General features: G+C 66.5%; 18 protein-coding genes and 1 tRNA gene. 13 read left to right on the plus strand and 6 right to left on the minus strand.

Going from position 1 to position 18012, the window contains the following annotated elements; genetic code table 11:
* Nucleotides 1-664: 664 nt before the first annotated feature.
* Nucleotides 665-757 (minus strand) — tRNA-Ser (locus GOC52_RS04375).
* 162 nt (nucleotides 758-919) lie between these two features.
* On the opposite strand from GOC52_RS04375, the gene dnaX reads away from it, so the two are divergent.
* The 4 genes from dnaX (at nucleotide 920) to GOC52_RS04395 (ending at nucleotide 4394) form a co-directional block, all read left to right on the plus strand.
* Nucleotides 920-2959 carry a DNA polymerase III subunit gamma/tau gene (dnaX, locus tag GOC52_RS04380; RefSeq protein ID WP_191850711.1) on the plus strand — a complete coding sequence of 680 codons (2040 nt, stop codon included), beginning with the start codon at nucleotides 920-922 and terminating at the stop codon, nucleotides 2957-2959.
* Nucleotides 2960-2965: 6 nt separating this feature from the next.
* Nucleotides 2966-3286, plus strand: coding sequence for a YbaB/EbfC family nucleoid-associated protein (locus GOC52_RS04385; protein WP_010483846.1), 321 nt, complete (start codon nucleotides 2966-2968; stop codon nucleotides 3284-3286).
* Nucleotides 3287-3368: 82 nt separating this feature from the next.
* Nucleotides 3369-3968, plus strand: coding sequence for a recombination mediator RecR (gene recR / locus GOC52_RS04390; RefSeq protein WP_053442577.1), 600 nt, complete (start codon nucleotides 3369-3371; stop codon nucleotides 3966-3968).
* 66 nt (nucleotides 3969-4034) lie between these two features.
* Nucleotides 4035-4394 (plus strand): histidine triad nucleotide-binding protein, encoded by a 360-nt coding sequence (locus GOC52_RS04395; RefSeq protein WP_010483842.1) that lies wholly within the window; start codon nucleotides 4035-4037, stop codon nucleotides 4392-4394.
* Nucleotides 4395-4473: 79 nt separating this feature from the next.
* Here GOC52_RS04395 and GOC52_RS04400 read toward each other — a convergent pair whose 3' ends face one another.
* Genes GOC52_RS04400 through GOC52_RS04415 form a run of 4 tightly spaced genes read right to left on the minus strand, consistent with a single transcriptional unit; the run spans nucleotide 4474 to nucleotide 8840 of the window.
* Entirely contained in the window at nucleotides 4474-5001 is a 528-nt protein-coding gene (locus tag GOC52_RS04400; RefSeq protein WP_005408301.1) for a Slp family lipoprotein, read from the minus strand.
* Nucleotides 4998-6947, minus strand: coding sequence for a transglutaminase TgpA family protein (locus GOC52_RS04405; RefSeq protein ID WP_191850713.1), 1950 nt, complete (start codon nucleotides 6945-6947; stop codon nucleotides 4998-5000). The genes GOC52_RS04400 and GOC52_RS04405 overlap by 4 nt, the downstream gene beginning before the upstream one ends.
* Nucleotides 6940-7863 carry a DUF58 domain-containing protein gene (locus GOC52_RS04410; protein ID WP_191851416.1) on the minus strand — a complete coding sequence of 308 codons (924 nt, stop codon included), beginning with the start codon at nucleotides 7861-7863 and terminating at the stop codon, nucleotides 6940-6942. Before GOC52_RS04410 ends, GOC52_RS04405 begins: the two co-directional genes overlap by 8 nt.
* 23 nt (nucleotides 7864-7886) lie before the next feature.
* Nucleotides 7887-8840 carry an AAA family ATPase gene (locus GOC52_RS04415; protein ID WP_043398214.1) on the minus strand — a complete coding sequence of 318 codons (954 nt, stop codon included), beginning with the start codon at nucleotides 8838-8840 and terminating at the stop codon, nucleotides 7887-7889.
* A 42-nt stretch (nucleotides 8841-8882) separates the two neighbouring features.
* On the opposite strand from GOC52_RS04415, the gene GOC52_RS04420 reads away from it, so the two are divergent.
* Nucleotides 8883-10718, plus strand: a complete 1836-nt coding sequence (locus GOC52_RS04420) for a glycosyltransferase family 39 protein (RefSeq protein WP_043398217.1) — start codon at nucleotides 8883-8885, stop codon at nucleotides 10716-10718.
* Between the two features lie 113 nt (nucleotides 10719-10831).
* Here the strand turns inward: GOC52_RS04420 and GOC52_RS04425 are convergent, their stop codons facing one another.
* Complete coding sequence (locus tag GOC52_RS04425) at nucleotides 10832-11401, minus strand: Maf family protein (protein WP_043398220.1); 570 nt, start codon at nucleotides 11399-11401, stop codon at nucleotides 10832-10834.
* Nucleotides 11402-11514: 113 nt separating this feature from the next.
* On the opposite strand from GOC52_RS04425, the gene GOC52_RS04430 reads away from it, so the two are divergent.
* The 8 genes from GOC52_RS04430 (at nucleotide 11515) to fabF (ending at nucleotide 17970) form a co-directional block, all read left to right on the plus strand.
* On the plus strand, nucleotides 11515-12024 hold the full coding sequence (locus GOC52_RS04430) for a YceD family protein (RefSeq protein WP_019659501.1): 510 nt from the start codon (nucleotides 11515-11517) through the stop codon (nucleotides 12022-12024).
* Between the two features lie 107 nt (nucleotides 12025-12131).
* On the plus strand, nucleotides 12132-12326 hold the full coding sequence (gene rpmF / locus GOC52_RS04435) for a 50S ribosomal protein L32 (protein ID WP_005408308.1): 195 nt from the start codon (nucleotides 12132-12134) through the stop codon (nucleotides 12324-12326).
* Between the two features lie 91 nt (nucleotides 12327-12417).
* Complete coding sequence (locus GOC52_RS04440) at nucleotides 12418-13395, plus strand: beta-ketoacyl-ACP synthase III (RefSeq protein ID WP_014036188.1); 978 nt, start codon at nucleotides 12418-12420, stop codon at nucleotides 13393-13395.
* Nucleotides 13396-13472: 77 nt separating this feature from the next.
* Complete coding sequence (locus GOC52_RS04445; protein WP_191850715.1) at nucleotides 13473-14255, plus strand: BUD32 family EKC/KEOPS complex subunit; 783 nt, start codon at nucleotides 13473-13475, stop codon at nucleotides 14253-14255.
* Nucleotides 14256-14402: 147 nt separating this feature from the next.
* On the plus strand, nucleotides 14403-15347 hold the full coding sequence (gene fabD / locus GOC52_RS04450) for an ACP S-malonyltransferase (RefSeq protein WP_043398230.1): 945 nt from the start codon (nucleotides 14403-14405) through the stop codon (nucleotides 15345-15347).
* An 81-nt stretch (nucleotides 15348-15428) separates the two neighbouring features.
* Nucleotides 15429-16172, plus strand: a complete 744-nt coding sequence (gene fabG, locus GOC52_RS04455) for a 3-oxoacyl-ACP reductase FabG (protein WP_005408312.1) — start codon at nucleotides 15429-15431, stop codon at nucleotides 16170-16172.
* Nucleotides 16173-16324: 152 nt separating this feature from the next.
* Nucleotides 16325-16564 (plus strand): acyl carrier protein, encoded by a 240-nt coding sequence (acpP, locus tag GOC52_RS04460; protein ID WP_005415509.1) that lies wholly within the window; start codon nucleotides 16325-16327, stop codon nucleotides 16562-16564.
* Between the two features lie 143 nt (nucleotides 16565-16707).
* On the plus strand, nucleotides 16708-17970 hold the full coding sequence (gene fabF / locus GOC52_RS04465) for a beta-ketoacyl-ACP synthase II (protein ID WP_049434323.1): 1263 nt from the start codon (nucleotides 16708-16710) through the stop codon (nucleotides 17968-17970).
* Nucleotides 17971-18012 lie beyond the last annotated feature (42 nt).

Consider the following 18012-nt stretch of genomic DNA (forward strand, 5'->3'; position numbering starts at 1 on the left):
GACACTGTTGGACGCCTTGTTTTCGCTTCTTCCTGGTGTCTGCGAATTTGGCTCCCACTTGGTGGCTGATGCCCCTGCCAGATACCCCCTTTAGTGCAGGGTTTCGCAGGTAGTTGGATGCCCCTCAACGTCATCCATAGCCTTGCTGGGCCTGCTCCTGGCCTTTGTGCAGGTGGTGCAGAAAAAGCACCCTATGAAGTGCGCAGGCGTGGCGGGGAGACGAGTGCGCACGCCGGGGTACGCACGGCGCTGGACCGCCTGCGCCCTCCCATCCGCTCAACTGCCTCTCAACCGCTTCTACGGGCCGCTGACGCGCAGCGCGCAGCAGCTCTTGGTGTTGGTCGCTTGCCTGGGCGCTCATGCTGCTACGCGCGCTCAGGACCTTGCGCATGCGGCACCTCATTTCGTTACGGCTGTCAGAGGCGGTGGCGAGGGAGCGGCGTGCTTCGCGATGCACGCAGGTCGGTCATCTGAAACTGCTTGCGTGCACTCTCGCTTCTCCAAGTGCAGCGCTCTTGCTGACTATCTGGATTGCCGTCCCAACGCGCAGGGCGCGCTGCTGATAGGCCAGGAATCAACGGATTGACGAAGTATGGGTCGGGGTATGGGGCCACATACGAACCCAAGAAAAAAGCCCCTGAAATCAGGGGCTTAGTTCGTAACTTGGCGGAGAGAGGGGGATTCGAACCCCCGAAGCGCGGTTTAGACGCTTACACACTTTCCAGGCGTGCTCCTTCAACCACTCGGACACCTCTCCGGATCCCTGCCATCGGCAAACGCCTCAGCAGGGGCGCAGATTCTAGCGGGCTGCGCGGCACTTCACAAGCACCCCAGCCAGGAACCTGCGAAGGACGTGCCGGAGGCGAGGGGGCTGGACAGGCATGGCACAATGGAACATCCGATGGAAAACGGTGGCCTGATGTCCTACCTCGTCCTTGCCCGCAAGTGGCGTCCGAAGCGTTTTGCCGAGCTGGTGGGCCAGGAACACGTGGTCCGTGCGCTCAGCAACGCGCTGGACAGCGGCCGGGTCCACCACGCGTTCCTGTTCACCGGTACCCGCGGCGTGGGCAAGACCACCATCGCGCGCATCTTCGCCAAGTCGCTGAACTGCGAGCAGGGCACCAGCGCCGACCCGTGCGGCCAGTGCGCGGCCTGCCTGGACATCGACGCCGGCCGCTACATCGACCTGCTGGAAATCGACGCCGCGTCCAACACCGGTGTGGATGACGTGCGTGAGGTGATCGAGAACGCGCAGTACATGCCCTCGCGTGGCAAGTACAAGGTCTACCTGATCGACGAAGTGCACATGCTGTCCAAAGCGGCGTTCAACGCGCTGCTGAAGACGCTGGAAGAACCGCCGGAGCACGTGAAGTTCCTGCTGGCCACCACCGACCCGCAGAAGCTGCCGGTCACCGTGCTGAGCCGCTGCCTGCAATTCAACCTCAAGCGCCTGGACGAGGATCAGATCCAGGGCCAGATGACGCGCATCCTGGCGGCAGAAGAGATCGAGGCCGACGGCAGTGCCATCGTACAGCTGGCCAAGGCCGCTGACGGTAGCCTGCGCGACGGCCTGTCGCTGCTTGATCAGGCGATCGCCTATGCCGGCGGCGCGCTGCGCGAGGACGTGGTGCGCACCATGCTGGGCACGGTCGACCGCACCCAGGTGGCGGCGATGCTCGATGCGCTGGCCGAGGGCGATGGTCCGCGCCTGCTGCAGGTGGTGGCTGCGCTGGCCGAATTCTCGCCGGACTGGAGTGGCGTGCTGGAAGCATTGGCCGAAGGCCTGCATCGCATCCAGGTGCAGCAGCTGGTACCGGGTGCCGCAGCGGCCGCTGAAGGCCTGGACGCGACGGTGTTCGCCGAACGCCTGCGCCCGGAAGTGGTGCAGCTCTGGTACCAGATGGCCTTGAACGGCCGTCGTGACCTGCCGCTGGCGCCGAGCCCGCGCGCGGGATTTGAAATGGCCGTGCTTCGCATGCTGGCGTTCCGACCGGCCGCAGCGGTACCGCCGGTGCCGAAGGCCGTCGACGGTGCGGTGGGTGGCACGCCGGGCGGTAACGCTGCCGGTAGTGGCACCGGTGCCGGTAGCCACGAAGCGACGCCGGCCGCTGCCGCCGCTACGGCGAGCCCGGCTGTGGTAGCGCAGGTGGCCGCTCCGGCGCAGGCCGCGCCGCGCGAACCTGAACCCGAACCGGAGCCGGTCCCGCAACCCGACCCTGAGCCGACGCCGGAGCCCGAGCCGGTTCCGGTGGAGGAGCCGGTGTCACCGCCACCGGTGAAGGCCGAAGCCGTGGCGCCTCCGTCTGTTGAAGCAGAAGCGGGCGACGACCTGCCGCCGTGGGCCACCGACGAAGCCGAGGCGCGTGACGAGGCGCTGGCGGCCGAGATGGCTGGGCCGGACGCCGCCATGGTGGCGCCCTGGCATGAACCGCCGGCTCCCGTCGCGGCTCCCGGCGAGCCTGCGCCGTCCGAGCGCCCGTTCCGCACTGAAGGCATTGCCATCGCGCCAACAGAGTCGGCCCCGGCACGTGATGCCGTGCCGCAGGAAGGCGTCAGCGAGCTGGCCACGGCCGAGGACTGGCTCGACCTGGTGGCCAACAGTGGCCTGAGCGGCCCGTCGCGGCAGCTGGCGGCTAACGCTGCCTTCATCAGTTGCCAGCACGGGACCTTGAAATTGGGCCTTTCGCCCGGATTTGAGTACCTGCGCTCGGAGCGTGCGCTGGCGGCCCTGGGCGAGATGCTGGAGAAAGCCCTTGGCCAGGCCCCGAAGATCGTGGTCGAGACCGTGGAAATCGAGCACGTCCCGGCCGAGACCCTGCATCAGCGTGCCGACCGCCAGCGTAGTGAGCGGCAGCAGGTGGCAGAGGCTGTTTTCATGGACGATCCGGAAGTGCAGGTGCTGATCCAACAGCACGGCGCCCGGGTTGTTTCCGATTCCATCCGTTCTTTTGACGAGTAAGAGACTATGCGCGGCAACATCGCCCAACTGATGCAGCAGGCCCAGAAGATGCAGGAAAACCTGCAGAAGGCCCAGGAAGAAATCGCCAGGATCGAAGTGACCGGCAGCGCCGGTGGCGGCATGGTCAGCGTGACCCTGACCGGTGCCAAGGAATGCCGCAAGGTGCGCATCGATCCGTCGCTGGCCAGCGACCCGGAGATGCTGGAAGACCTGATCGCCGCCGCCTTCAACGATGCCTCGAACAAGATCGATGCCGAGTCGAAGTCGAAGATGGGGTCGGCCACCGCTGGCATGCAGCTGCCGCCGGGCATGAAGCTGCCGTTCTGATTTTCAGCGTGGCACCCGTGTAACCGGGTGCCACGGACCCTGTAGCCGTCGAGCCTGCTCGACGCAATGAAAGCCTGTCGCCGTGTCCGCACCCCTGCTTGAACAATTGATCGACGCGTTGCGGGTGCTGCCGGGCGTCGGCCAGAAGACTGCGCAGCGCATGGCCTACCACCTGCTCGAGCGTGAGCGCGAAGGTGGCCGGCGCTTGGCCGAAACCCTGGCGCTGGCGGTGGAACGCATCGGCCACTGCGCGCAGTGCCGCGATTTCAGCGAAACCGAGCTGTGCCCGACCTGTGCCAACAGCAGCCGCGAGCGCAGCCAACTGTGTGTGGTCGAATCGCCGGCCGACCGCCTGGCCATCGAAAACGCCACCGGCTTCCGCGGTGTCTACTTCGTGCTGCAGGGCCGCCTATCGCCGCTTGATGGCATCGGCCCGCGCGAGCTGGGCCTGGAGCAGCTGGAGCGACGGCTGGCCGAAGGCGAGGTGCAGGAGCTGATCATCGCCACCAGCGCCACTGTCGAGGGCGAGGCCACCGCGCATTACCTGGCGCAGCTGGCGCGTGCACGCAAGGTGCAGCCCAGCCGTCTGGCGCAGGGCCTGCCGCTGGGCGGCGAACTGGAATACGTCGATCGTGGCACGCTGTCGCACGCGTTCGGGACGCGCAGCGAATTCCGCGATTGAGCAACGGCCGGCATGGCCGGGCGTGAGCGGCCTACAATGCGGGAGACATCCCCGCCGAGGCCGACCATGAGCAACGAAACCCTCTTCAGCAAGATCATCCGTCGCGAGATCCCGGCCACCATCGTCTACGAGGATGACGAGGTGCTGGGCTTCAAGGACATCGCACCGCAGGCGCCGGTGCACGTGCTGTTCATTCCGAAGAACGAGATCATTCCGACCCTGGATGACCTGCAGCCGTCGCAGGCGCACCTGATCGGGAAGCTGGCGCTGGCTGCCGCCGAGTACGCGCGCCGCGAAGGCTTCGCACAGGACGGCTACCGCATCGTGATGAACTGCCGCGAGGATGCCGGCCAGACCGTGTTCCATATCCACATGCACCTGCTGGCCGGTGCGTCGCTGGGGCACTTCGGTACCCCGGGACGTTGAGCGCCCGGTATCCGCGCCATGCGTGGATGAAAAAGGCCGCCCGAGGGCGGCCTTTTCCGTCATGCGTGTGTGGTGACGATCACCACCAGCCCCAGCGACCATAGCCGCCCCAGTACGGGCCATACGGGCCCGGGCCCCACGGGCCATAGGGGTAGGGCACCACATCGACCTGGCGCTGTTCCGGCCACAGGTAGATCACATCGGCCGACAGCTTCGGCAGGCGGTAGTCGTACTCGCCGATGCGGGTGTTCTGGTAGCCGTCGATCTTGCCGATGAAGGTCACGTCACGACCGGCTTCGAACACCGCCGGGTCGTAGAAGCCGGCACGGCAGGCAATGAAGCGGCCGTCGCTGGCGTCGGACGAGGTGGTGTTCGGGCGGCCACTGCCATTGAGCGGGCGCGAGATGATCTGGAAGCAGGTCTCGCCCTGGCCGGGCTTGGTTTCGATGATGCGACCGCCCCAACGGACCGGCGTGCCGACCTGCTGGGTAGCGACCGAATCGCGAGGGGAGACCAGGCTGAACTGTCCCTGCAGCGGCTTGGGGGCCGTGGCGCAGGCCGACAGGGCCAGCGTGGCCACAGCGGTGAGAAGGAACTTGGTGTTCATGGGGAGGCTCCGGAAGTCGGGCGATGCCTGCGCAGGTCCCGCAATAATGAAGCGAGGTCGGTGCAAGTTCCAGCGTAGCGCGCGTCGGCGAAACGCTGGCTGAGTGCGAGCAGGGCCGGGTCGGGGCGCTGCCGGTGTACCCGCTGTGCCCAGTCCTGTGCGGTTTCGTGCGGTTCACGGGCCAGGCCGAGGCGGGCGTAGCGCCGTCCGAGCCGGTGCCAGGCGCGCAGCAGCGGCTCGCGTTCGCGCTCGCCACGGGCCAGCAGCCAGGCCATCCACGCCAGCGCCAGCAGTGCGGCTACCACGAAGCCAGCGACCAGCTGCCCGGGGCCCAGATCGTCCAGCCCGAACGGCTTGAGCAGCTGCTGCTGGCGGCGCGCGTCGAAGGACAGCACCAGATCGTTCCAACCGCGGCGCAGCCAGTCGCCCATCTGGCCCAGCTGCAGCCAACGCTGCTGCAGTGGTGTGTCCGTGCCGGCCTGCAGGCGGTCATCCAGGGTGTCCAGGATGCGTTCCGGTGCCACGGCTGCGGTCGGGTCAACCCTGACCCAGCCGTGCTGCGGCAGCCATACCTCGGCCCAGGCGTGGGCATCCATCCGCCGCACTACCCAGTAGTCGCCGATGCGGTTGCGGGTGCCACCAGCGAAACCGGTCACCACCCGCGCCGGGACGCCGGCGTTGCGCATCAGCACCACGAAGGCCGAGCTGAAGTGCTCACAGAAGCCGGCCTTGTAGCCGAACAGGAACTCGTCGATCGGGTCGCGCCCTGCCGCAGGGGTATCCAGCGTGTACGAGAAATCGGTGGTGATCCACTGCAGCGCGCGGCGCACGATGGCCTCGTCGTCGCTGCCAGCGTCCTGCCGCCATTGCTGCGCCAGCGTGGCGGTGCGCGGGTTGAAGCCGGCCGGCAGCTGCAACGTCGCGCGGCGCAGATAGGGCGACAGCGTGCTGTCGAAGCGCAGTGGCGGGGCCGAATGCAACCGCCAGCGGCTGAGCGAGGCCAGCGGGCGTTCGCTGCTCAGGCTCATGTCCGCATCCAGCACGCTGCCCGCAGGTGCGCGGCTGGGCAGGTCCAGCGCCACCAGCTGGCGGCGGTCGGTGGGCTCGTAATCGATCTGGTAGTCCCAGCCCTGTGTACCCGCTGCAACCACTGCAGCAGGTCGCCGCGCGCTGGCACGGTCGCGTGTCCAGCGCCGTCCATCGAAGGCGGTCAGTACAGGGCCGCGCCAGTAGCGCTGCGCCGGCTCGGGCGGAGCGCCGAAGAACTGCACGCGCAGCGCCGGGGTGTCGTCGGCCATCAGGTCCAGCCACTGGCCGGGTTCCATGCTGTCGGACAGCCCCGGTGTACCCACGGCGCGTTCGGGAATACCCCACAGTGGCGTGGCCAGTCGGGGGAAGAGCCAGAAGCAGGCCAGTGCCAGCGGCAGGCCGATCGCCAGCAGGCGGCCGACACCACGCAGCTGTCCACGCAGTGGCTGGCGGCCAGCATGGCCTTCATCCTGCGCCAGGCGTTGCAGTGCGATCAGTGCGCTGCCCCCGGCCAGCGCGGCCAGCGCTGTTGTCAGCGGCCCTTGGTCGAGCAGGAATGCTGCAAAGGGCGAGAACAGCGCGAAGCCGAGCAGGCTGCGGGCATCACGCAGGCTGCGCAGCTCGCTGGACTTGATCGCCAGCATCGCGGCCAGCAGCGCGCAACCGGTATCGCGTCCTGGGCGCACCACGCCCATCTGCCAGACGATGGCGCCGAGCATGCCCAGCACCAGCAGCAGGCGTACCGGCATCGGCAACACTGTCCGCCACGACAGGGCGGCAGTGATGATCGCCGCCAGCGCGATCACGCCCGCCAGCAGTGGTGGCAGCTGCAGCAGCAACGGCAACAGTGCCAGCGCCGCGCTGGCCAGGGTCCAGTTGCGGGCATTGCGGTCGAGCAGGGCCGGGGTCTCAGTCATGCGGCATCAGCGCCAGCGCGCGCAGGCACAGGTGATGATGGCTGGCGCCCTGGCCGGGCCCGAACGGTGGATGCGCAGGCAGCAGCAGGGTGTAGCGGCGGCCCTCGCGCTCGGCCACATCCACCCAGCGCGCCAATCGAGCGATGCGTGCTTCATGGCCCAGCGGCGCCAATGAGCGCCAGTCGAGGATCACTTCGATGCCGACCGGCTTTTCGTACTCGCGCACCAGCAGGCTGTCGCGGCGTGCCGAGTGCTTCCAGGAAATGCTGCGCGGCGCATCGCCCGCCCGGTAGGGGCGCAGCTGATGCAGCTCCTCGCCGCTGGCATGGGCACGGGTATGCAGCGGATCGCTGCCGCTCTCCGGCAGTGCAGGCGCCACGGCCTCGGCCAGCGGGTAGACCAGCAGCGGCTGTTCCGGCCACACCCACGACCATGCCCGCACCAGGCCCAGCGGCTGGGTGGTGGACAGGCGGATACGCGGCAGTTCCAGCCAGCCACGGCGTTCGCTGGGAACGTCCAGTTCCACTTCGCCACGGCCGTGCGCAGGCAGCGAGGTCCAGGCGTTGCTGTCACCCAGCTGCAGATGAAGGCCGTGCCGCGCACGCAGATCACGCAGTGAGAGGTCTACGCGCAGGCGCAACGGTTGCCCGGCCGGTACCGGCTCGGCCGAGATCGCATCGATCTGCACGCCGGACAACTGGAGATGCGCGGCAATGGCACTGGCGATGGCCGCTGCGGCAAGCAGCAGGGCCAGCAGCAGCGCCGGATTGTTGTTGTAGTTCAGCGCGCCCAGCAGCATGGCCACCAGCAGGGTGGCAACGAACAGGCCGAAGCGGGTGGGCAGCACATAGATGCGATGGCGGTCCAGCCGCTTCGGCAAGGCTTCGGGCCTGCGTGGCCGTGCCAGCAGCTGCATGCGTGCCCAGCGTGTGGCCACGCTCAATCCACCGCGACGGTCTGCAGGATCGCGCGCGCCAGTGCCGGTCCCGAACTGGATTCGGCTTCCGCCACCAGCCGGTGACCAGCCACTGCGACGAACAGCGTCTGCACGTCCTCGGGCACGACATGCCCGCGACCCAGCAGCAGGGCATGTGCCCTGGCCGCACGCAGCAATGCCAGGCCGGCGCGTGGTGACAGGCCGACGCGCACGCCGGCGTGCTGGCGGCTGCGGGTCAGCAGGGCCTGCACATAGTCGATCAGCGCGTCGCTGGCATGCACCTGGTTCACCGCGTCGCGCAGCGCGCGCACCTGGGTGTCATCCAGTTTCGGTACGGCGCGCGCGATCAGGTCGCGGCGGTCGCTGCCACGCAGCAGTTCGCGTTCGGCCTGGGCACTGGGGTAGCCCATCGCCAGCCGCAGCAGGAAACGATCCAGCTGCGAATCCGGCAGCGGGAAGGTGCCGGACAGGTCCACCGGGTTCTGCGTGGCGATCACGAAGAACGGGTCGGGCAGCGGATGCGTCTGTCCGTCCAGGGTGACCTGTTGTTCGGCCATCGCTTCCAGCAACGCGCTCTGCGTGCGTGGTGGTGCACGGTTGATCTCGTCGGCCAGCAGTACGTGGGTGAACACCGGGCCTGGGTGGAACTGGAACTGGCGGCTGCCGGCTTCATACACCGACACGCCCAGCACATCGGCCGGCAACAGGTCGGAGGTGAACTGCACGCGCTGGAAGCTGAGGCCGAGGCTGCTGGCCAGCGCATGCGCCAGCGTGGTCTTGCCCAGGCCGGGCAGATCTTCGATCAGCAGGTGGCCGCCGGACAGCAATGCGACGAACGCCAGCCTGACTTCCGGCACCTTGCCCAGTACCAGTGCGTTCACCTGATCCTGTGCCTCCCGCAGGGCCTGACGCAATTGATCGGTTAGCATGCTGGGATTGGGGGACGAAGCTGGCATGATCGTCTCAGATCTGGAATCCACTCGATTATCCATAGAGCAATGCAGGGCGAACAGCGCGCACGGACGATATTTCTCTGGTTATGGACGCTGGTCACAGCGGCCAAGCTGATCGTTGCCGCGCGCCTGCCGCTGTTCGTCGACGAAGCGTTCTATTGGCAGGAAGGCCAGCATCTGGCCGCGGCCTATTCGGATCTGCCCGGGCTGACCGCCTGGCTGGCCCGCCTGGGCGTGGAGATCGGCGGGCATCACGTGCTCGCGCTGCGCCTGCCGTTCCTGGCCATCGGTGCGCTGCTGCCGCTGCTGGTGGTGCGCACGGCCACGCGCTGGTTCGGCAATGTGGCCGGTTGGCAGGCGGGCAGCCTCACGCTGTTGATGCCGTTGTCGGCGACGCTGGGCCTGCTGGCGGTACCGGACGTGCCGATGGCGTTGGCGGCAGTGATCTGCCTGCACGCCGGTGCGCGCCTGCTGCACAACGTGGATGCCTCCTCGGCGATGAAGCTGGCGCTGGGCCTGCTGATCGGTGCACTCAGCCACTACCGTTTCATCGGTGTCATCGGCGTCGGTTTCATCGCGTTGCTGGCATTGCCGCAGGGGCGGCGCATGCTGGCCGATCCGCGCGTGTGGGTGGCATTGGCGGTGGGCGTGCTGGCATGGCTGCCACTGCTGGCGTGGAATGCGGACAACCACGATGCCGGCCTGAAATTCCAGGTGATCGAGCGTCATCCTTGGGCGTTTGAATGGGGCGGGCTGTGGTTCCTGGTGATCCAGCCGATGCTGGTCACGCCGATCCTGTGCATGGCGATGTGGAAGGTGGCGCTGGCAGGAACCCGGAGCGGCGGCGGTGCGCGCGTGCAGTGGCGCTATTTCGGCCTGGTGGGCGGCGTATCCACGCTGGGCATTTTCGTGCTCGGCTTCTTCACTGACGTCGAGCGGATCAGCTTCCACTGGCCGCTGCCGGGCTACCTCGCATTGCTGGTGGCGGTGCCGGTGGTGCTCAACGGCTGGCCGCGCTGGCTGCGCCGCACCGGCTGGTGGCTGGCCGGCGCGGGCATGGTGCTGGCCTTCGGCTACTACCTGATGGCATCCACGCCGGCACTGCGCGAGCAGATGGCCGGCAGCAAGTACTATCCGCGCAATTTCGCCGGCTGGCAGCCACTGGCAGTTGCGGTCCATGAAGAGCTGCGGCAGATGCCGGAAGGAACGCGCGTGCTGGCCGGCAACTTCAAGGTTGGCGCCGAGCTGGGTTTCCAGCTGGGCAATGGCAACATCGAGGTACTGCCGCATCCGCTCAATGACAAGCATGGCCGCACCGCGCAGCTGGCGCAGTGGGGCCTGCTGCATGAGGGCGAGCGCACGGTGCCGATGCTGCTGGTGCTGTCACCCAGCGACCAGCGCTATCGCGAACTGCTGGAGCGCTATCACGCCATCTGCAATCAGGTGGGGCCGATGCCTGCGCCACGCGTGGTCAGCAGTGATCATGGTTTCCAGCGCTTCCTGCTGTTCCGGCTGCCGGTGCAGCGCGCAGAGGGGCCGTGCGTGACGCCGGCGATGGCGTGGCTGGATGCGCCGTCCAATGGCGAGAAGGTGTCCGGCACGCTCGCAATCAAGGGCTGGGCGTTCAAGGATGGTGTCGGCCTGGCGCGCGTCGAAGTGCTGGTCGATGGTCGCTCGATCGGTGACGCCCGCTATGGGCGTGTGTTCGACGTGCGCCACACCTGGCCGGACAGTACCGATCCGCAGCATCCGGCGGTGGGCTTCGACGCATCGTTGGATACCACCACGCTGGCTCCGGGCAAGCACTGGCTCGGGCTGCGCCTGCATGGCCGCGATGGCAGTGTGGAGGCGTGGCAGGAGCAGCCGTTCGAGGTTCGTTGAGGTCCTCTGGTCCTGTAGAGCCGAGCCGATGCTCGGCTGCTTCTGCTTCTGCTTCTGCTTCAGATGCAGGCAGCCTCGAAAAAAGCAACCGAGCATGGGCTCGGCTCTACAGTTCAGGGCACCGCGAAACCGGCCCTGCGCAGTAATCCGCATACCGCGATCAGCGGCAGGCCGATCAGCGCGGTCGGGTCGCGGTTGTCGATGGCGTCGAACAGGCTGATGCCCAGGCCCTCGCATTTGAAGCTGCCAGCGCAGTCCAGCGGCTGTTCGGTGGCTACGTAGCGGGCGATTTCGTCCGGTTCCAGTGTGCGGAAGCAGACTTCGGTCAGATCGACGGCCGTGAATGATTCTCCGTCACGACTGAGACAGACGGCGGTGTGGAAGCGGACGATCTGCCCCGACATCGCTGCCAGCTGCGCACAGGCGGCCTCGACCGTACCCGGTTTGCCCAGTGGCTGGCCGTTCAGGTCTGCGACCTGGTCCGAGCCGATCACCCACGCGCCGGGATGGCGGGACGCCACCTCGGCCGCTTTGGCGGCGGCCAGGCGGGTGGCCAGGGCCAGCGGAGCCTCCCCGTTCAAGGGAGTCTCATCCACGTCCGGACGTGCGCAGTCGAAGGGCAGGCCCAGCCGTTCCAGCAGCTCGCGGCGGTAGCGGGAGGTAGAGGCCAGGACCAGTGACATGCGAGAATACCGGGGCAGGGCATGGCAGTCTGGCGTGTCCGCAGCGCCAGCAGCAAGTCCTGTATGGCGGGCATTTGACAGTCGCCGCCCCGATCCTTAGTATTCAGCGGCTTATGTCCGCGAACGTGCCCGAAACGCTGGATGCCTGGCGGATGGTTGTAGCGCGAAGGCGCTTCGACGGTCAGGTCTCCCTGGCTGAATTGACCCGCCTGCAGGGGTTGGTCGCAGATACCGACGGCGAGTGCGTCTACTCGCTTGAATTCGGTCGCGACGACGTCTTGCGGGTATCCTATGTGGAACTGACCATCGACACCGCGCTGCCGCTGACCTGTCAGCGCAGCATGCAGCGATTCCTGTTGCCGGTGAAGGTGACCCAGAGGCTTGGCCTGATCCGCGACGAGGACGAGGAATCGTCCCTGCCGGAGGAATACGAGGCGTTGCTGGTGCCGGAAGATGGCCAGCTGAAGCCGCTGGATCTGGTCGAGGACGAGCTGGTGCTGGCGGTGCCGGTGGTACCGCTGTCGCCCGACGGTGAAGCAGTCGACAAGGACTGGGCGCCGAGCGAAGAAGAAACAAAGAAGGCCAACCCGTTTGCGGCGTTGGCGGCATTGAAGAAACAATAGCAGCCGGTTGTCGTCGGCGGCTGCGGCGAAAGCGAAAAGTGTGCTGGGCGCTGGCGTCCTGTGCGACGAAACGACGAAGCAAAACGAACCGAGTTTGGAGCAATCCCATGGCTGTCCAGAAATCCCGTGTTACCCCGTCCCGCCGCGGCCAGCGCCGTTCGCATGACGCCCTGAGCGCCAAGCAGCTGTCGACCGACCCGACCACCGGCGAAGTGCATCTGCGTCACCACATCACTGCCGATGGTTTCTACCGCGGCAAGAAGGTCATCCAGACCAAGACCTCGGCCGTCGAAGAAGATTGATGTGCCGGGAAGGCCGCTGCCTCCGGGCAGCGGCCTTTGCCTTCTTTCCCGGGCGTGCCGGTGATCGGCGGCCCGCGCAACAGGAAACATGATGAGCAAGCGGATCTACTCGAGGATCGCGGGCACCGGCAGCTATTTGCCGGAAAAAGTCCTGACCAACGCCGACCTGGAAAAAATGGTCGAAACCTCGGACGAGTGGATCCAGTCGCGCACCGGCATTCGTGAACGGCACATCGCGGCCGAAGGCGAAACCACCAGCGACCTTGGCTACAACGCCGCCCTGCGCGCGCTGGAAGCCGCAGGCATCGACGCTTCGCAGCTCGACATGATCGTGGTCGGTACGACCACGCCTGACCTTATTTTCCCGTCCACCGCGTGCCTGATCCAGGCCAAGCTCGGTGTGGCAGGGTGCCCCGCCTTCGACGTCAACGCAGCCTGCTCGGGCTTCGTGTTCGCGCTGGGCGTGGCCGATAAATTCATCCGTTCCGGTGACTGCAAGCACGTGCTGGTGATCGGCACCGAAACGCTGACCCGCATGGTCGACTGGAACGATCGCACCACCTGCGTACTGTTCGGCGATGGCGCTGGCGCCGTCGTGCTCAAGGCCGACGAAGAGACCGGCATCCTCAGCACCCACCTGCATGCCGACGGCAGCAAGAAGGAACTGCTGTGGAACCCGGTCGGCGTCTCGAGCGGTTTCAAGGACGGCGCCAACGGTGGCGGCACCATCAACATGAAGGGCAACGACGTGTTCAAGTACGCCGTCAAGGCGCTGGACTCGGTCGTGGACGAGACCCTGGCCGCCAACGGTCTGGACAAGTCCGACCTGGATTGGCTGATTCCGCACCAGGCCAACCTGCGCATCATCGAAGCCACCGCCAAGCGCCTGGACATGTCGATGGACCAGGTCGTGGTGACCGTCGACAAGCACGGCAATACCTCGTCCGGCTCGGTGCCGCTGGCGCTGGACGCCGCCGTGCGTTCGGGCAGGGTCGAACGTGGCCAGCTGCTGCTGCTGGAAGCCTTCGGCGGCGGCTTCACGTGGGGTTCGGCTCTGCTGCGCTATTGATAGTGCAAGTTACGACAACGTGAAGCTTTGTCGTTGCGGCCCCTCTGGGGCCGTAACGCGTTTAAGGAGGACCTGTCATGGTTGAGCCCATCGTCATCGAAGGGCAACGTGCCTGGCTGAAGCAGTACGGCAAGGGAAGCCGGGCGCTGGCCCTTGGCCTGCTCAATTTTGTTGCCCGTCGTTTTCATCTGGACGCCCTGCGCCCGCCGCCGCACCGTGGCGGCGACGCCGCACGCGAAACCGAAGCCCGTCGCCTTGCAGAACTGCAGGCGCAGGGCGTGAACGTGCCCGACGTGCTGGGCACCGGCCATGCCGCGCTGGTAATCGGCGACAACGGCAGCTCGTTCAATACCTGCCTGCGCCAGACCGACGAGGCCGGTCGTGATCGGCTGGTCATGGCGGCGATGCTGGCCATTGCCGCAGCGCATGCGCGTGGCGCCTATTTCGGCCAGCCGTTGCCGCGCAATCTCACCTGGGATGGCGAGAACGTCGGTTTCATCGACTTCGAGGAAGATCCGCTGGAAGTGATGGATCTGTCCGAAGCGCAGGCCCGCGACTGGCTGATGTTCGGCTATGGCGTGGCCAAGTACTACGCCGACCGCCCCGAGCACCTGCAGGCGATGATGGCCGAGGCGATGGGCGGTGCCCAGGCACCGGTGCGCGAGCACGTGCATGCGGTCAGTGGCCGCCTGCGCAGCCTGGCCCGGGTCTGCATGAAGCTGGGCCGTTCAGCGCGCGCGCTGGCCCATTCCATTTTCATCACCCATGGCGCCAGTACTGCGGGCGTGCTGATGCTGGTGGGGCTGTGCGTGGATTTCCTCGCCGACGGCGATCTGGACGTCCTGCAGCTGTTCTGCTGATCGTCGGCCGGGGTCAGATCCCATTTCCGGTGGAAAAGGGATCTGACCCTGTCATTGCTCCATACGCCTGCATACGCGCACGTACAGACGACACAGCGGATTCCCCCTTATCATGGCCCGCTTCGATTGCAACAAGCGGATGACCGCGTGACCCTATCCACCCTCGCTTTTGTCTTCCCCGGCCAGGGCTCGCAGTCTGTGGGCATGGTGGCCGAGCTGGCCGAACTGCACCCGCAGGTGCGTGACGCCTTCACCGAGGCGTCCGATGGTGCCGGCGTCGACCTGTGGGCGCTGTCCCAGGGCGGCCCGGAGGAAATGCTCAACCGCACCGAATACACCCAGCCGGCCCTGCTGGCTGCAAGCATCGGCGTGTGGCGCGCCTGGAACGCCGTGGGCGGTCCGCGCCCGTCGGTGCTGGCCGGTCACAGCCTGGGCGAGTACACCGCCCTGGTTGCCGCTGGCGCGCTGAGCCTGCATGACGGTGCGCACCTGGTGCGCCTGCGCGGCCAGTTGATGCAGGAAGCCGCGCCGGCCGGTGTCGGCGCCATGGCCGCCGTGCTCGGCGCCGAAGACCAGCTGGTGCTGGACGTCTGCGCTGAAGCGGCAGGCAGCCAGGTGGTGGTGCCGGCCAACTTCAATTCGCCGGGCCAGATCGTGATTGGTGGCGACGCCGATGCGGTCGACCGCGCGCTGGCGCTGCTGGCCGAGAAGGGCGTGCGCAAGGCGGTCAAGCTGGCCGTGAGCGTGCCCTCGCACACCCCGCTGATGCGCGAAGCCGCCAACCGCCTGGCCGAAGTGATGGCCGGCCTGGCCTGGCAGGCGCCGCAGCTGCCGGTGGCGCAGAACGTCGACGCCAAGGTGCATGACGGCATCGACGCGATCCGTACCGCGCTGGTCCAGCAGCTGTACCAGCCGGTGCAGTGGACCGGCTGCGTGCAGGCGCTGGCTGGCCGTGGCGTCACCCAGATCGCCGAGTGCGGCCCGGGCAAGGTGCTGACCGGCCTGGTCAAGCGCATCGACAAGGCCATCGACGGCCGTTCGCTGGCCACGCCGGGCGACTTCGAAGCTGCCCGCGAGGCATGGTCGGCCTGATCCCCCTGTTCCTGCCGACCGTACCAGTGGCCGCTGCACGCGGCACGGGTGCGGCGGCCGCCCCAGCCTGAGGAAAACATCATGAGCAAGCCCCTGCAGGGTGAAATCGCACTGGTCACCGGCGCCAGCCGTGGCATTGGTGCCGCCATCGCCGATCTGCTGGCCGCCCAAGGCGCCACCGTCATCGGCACCGCCACCACCGAATCCGGCGCTGCCGCGATCGGTGAGCGCCTGGCCGCCCACGGTGGTCATGGCCGCGCGCTGAATGTCACCGACGCGGCTGCGCTGGACAGCGTGCTGGACGGCATCGCCAAGGAATTCGGTCCGATCTCGATCCTGGTCAACAACGCCGGCATCACCCGCGACAACCTGCTGATGCGCATGAAGGACGAGGACTGGGCGTCGATCATCGACACCAACCTGACCAGCGTGTTCCGCACCAGCAAGGCCGTCATGCGCGGCATGATGAAGGCGCGCAAGGGCCGCATCATCAACATCGCATCGGTGGTGGGCGTGACCGGCAACGCCGGCCAGGCCAACTACGCTGCCGCCAAGGCCGGCATCATCGGCTTCAGCAAGTCGCTGGCCAAGGAAATCGGTTCGCGCGGTGTCACCGTCAATGTTGTCGCACCTGGCTTCATCGACACCGACATGACCAAGGCGTTGCCGGAAGAAGCGCGTACCGCGCTGATCAACGACATCGCCCTCGAACGCCTGGGTTCGCCGGAAGACATCGCCCATGCGGTGGCCTTCCTGGCCAGCCCGGCTGCCGGTTACATCACCGGCGAAACCCTCCATGTGAACGGTGGCATGTACATGCCGTAAGCAAGGGGCGCAGGGATTGCGCCGCAAGTGATTGATCTGCTGAGGTTTTTGCTGCGATGCAAGGCCGCGCCGGTTTCCACTACACTATCCCACGGCCATCGCCTTTGATGGCGACCACTTTTGAACCACAACTCCATCTGGAGCGAGATCCCATGAGCACCATCGAAGAACGCGTCAAGAAAATCGTCGTCGAACAGCTTGGCGTCAAGGAAGAAGAAGTCACCAACAGCGCATCGTTCGTCGATGACCTGGGCGCTGACTCGCTGGACACCGTCGAGCTGGTGATGGCCCTGGAAGAAGAATTCGAGTGCGAGATCCCGGACGAAGAAGCCGAGAAGATCAGCACCGTGCAGGCCGCCATCGACTACATCAAGGCCCACGTCAAGGCCTGATGTCAGACGGCAGTGCGCGCGCGGGTTCACGCTCGCCGCGCACCGCACCCCATGGGGCCGCTGTTGCGGCCCCGTGTGTTTGAGCATCACACCGAAGCAAACCGAGTTGCCCGTTGAAACCATCCGGGCCAGGAGAATCAGCAATGAAGCGTCGCGTCGTCGTAACCGGCCTGGGTATCGTCTCGCCGTTGGGCAATGATCTGGCCAGCAGCTGGGAAGGCATCACCCATGGTCGTTCGGGCATCGGTCCGCTGACCAACGTTTCTGATGCCTATCTGGATCGGTTCACCACCAAGATTGCAGGTGAGGTCAAGGGATTCGACATCACCGCCGACAATGAACTGTTCGGCAAATTCCGGGTCAGCGGCAAGGATGCCAAGAAGATGGACCCGTTCATCCATTACGGCCTCGGTGCCTCGTTCATGGCCCTGCACGACTCGGGCCTTGAGATCACCGACGCCAATGCCGAACGCATCGGCGCCATCGTCGGCGCCGGCATCGGCGGCCTGCTCGGCATCGAAGAGCAGACCATCGAGTTCCACGAGGGCAAGAAGATCTCGCCCTTCTACGTGCCCAAGACCATCATCAACATGCTGCCGGGCCAGCTGAGCATCATCACCGGCCTGAAGGGCCCGTCGTTCTCGGCGGTGTCGGCGTGCGCGACCTCGAACCACTCGATCGGCACCGCAATGCGCATGATCCAGTACGGCGATGCCGACGTGATGGTGGTCGGTGGTGCCGAGCGTGGCTCGTCGCCGACCGCGCTGGGCGGCTTCTGCGCGATGAAGGCCATGAGCACCCGCAACGATGCCCCGGAACAGGCCTCGCGCCCGTGGGACAAGGACCGTGACGGCTTCGTGCTGGGCGACGGCGCCGGCATCCTGATCCTGGAAGAGTACGAGCACGCCAAGGCGCGTGGCGCGAAGATCTACTGCGAGCTGGCCGGTTTCGGCGCCAGCTCCGATGCGTACCACATGACCGCACCGAGCGAGAACGGCGAAGGTGCCGCCCGCTGCATGGCCATGGCCATGAAGGACGCCGGCGTGACCCCGGAACAGGTGGGCTACCTCAACGCGCACGGCACCTCCACGCCGCTGGGCGACCTGGGCGAGACCATGGCGATGAAGACCGCCTTCGGCGACCACGCCTACAAGATGATGGTCAGCTCCACCAAGTCGATGACCGGCCATCTGCTGGGTGCTGCCGGCGGCGTGGAAGCGATCTTCTCGGTGATGGCGCTGCAGGAGAACGTCATTCCGCCGACCATCAACCTGCAGCAGCCGGGCGAAGGCTGCGACCTGGACTACGTGCCCAACGAAGCACGCCAGGCCAAGGTGGACGTAGTGATGTCGAATGGTTTTGGCTTCGGCGGCACCAACGGTACGCTGATCTTCAAGCGCGTCTGACCGAGTTGTAGCGTCGAGCCATGCTCGACTCTACATGCGAAG

It is taken from the genome of Stenotrophomonas sp. SXG-1, from assembly GCF_014083965.1.
GTDB classification, from domain to species: domain Bacteria; phylum Pseudomonadota; class Gammaproteobacteria; order Xanthomonadales; family Xanthomonadaceae; genus Stenotrophomonas; species Stenotrophomonas geniculata.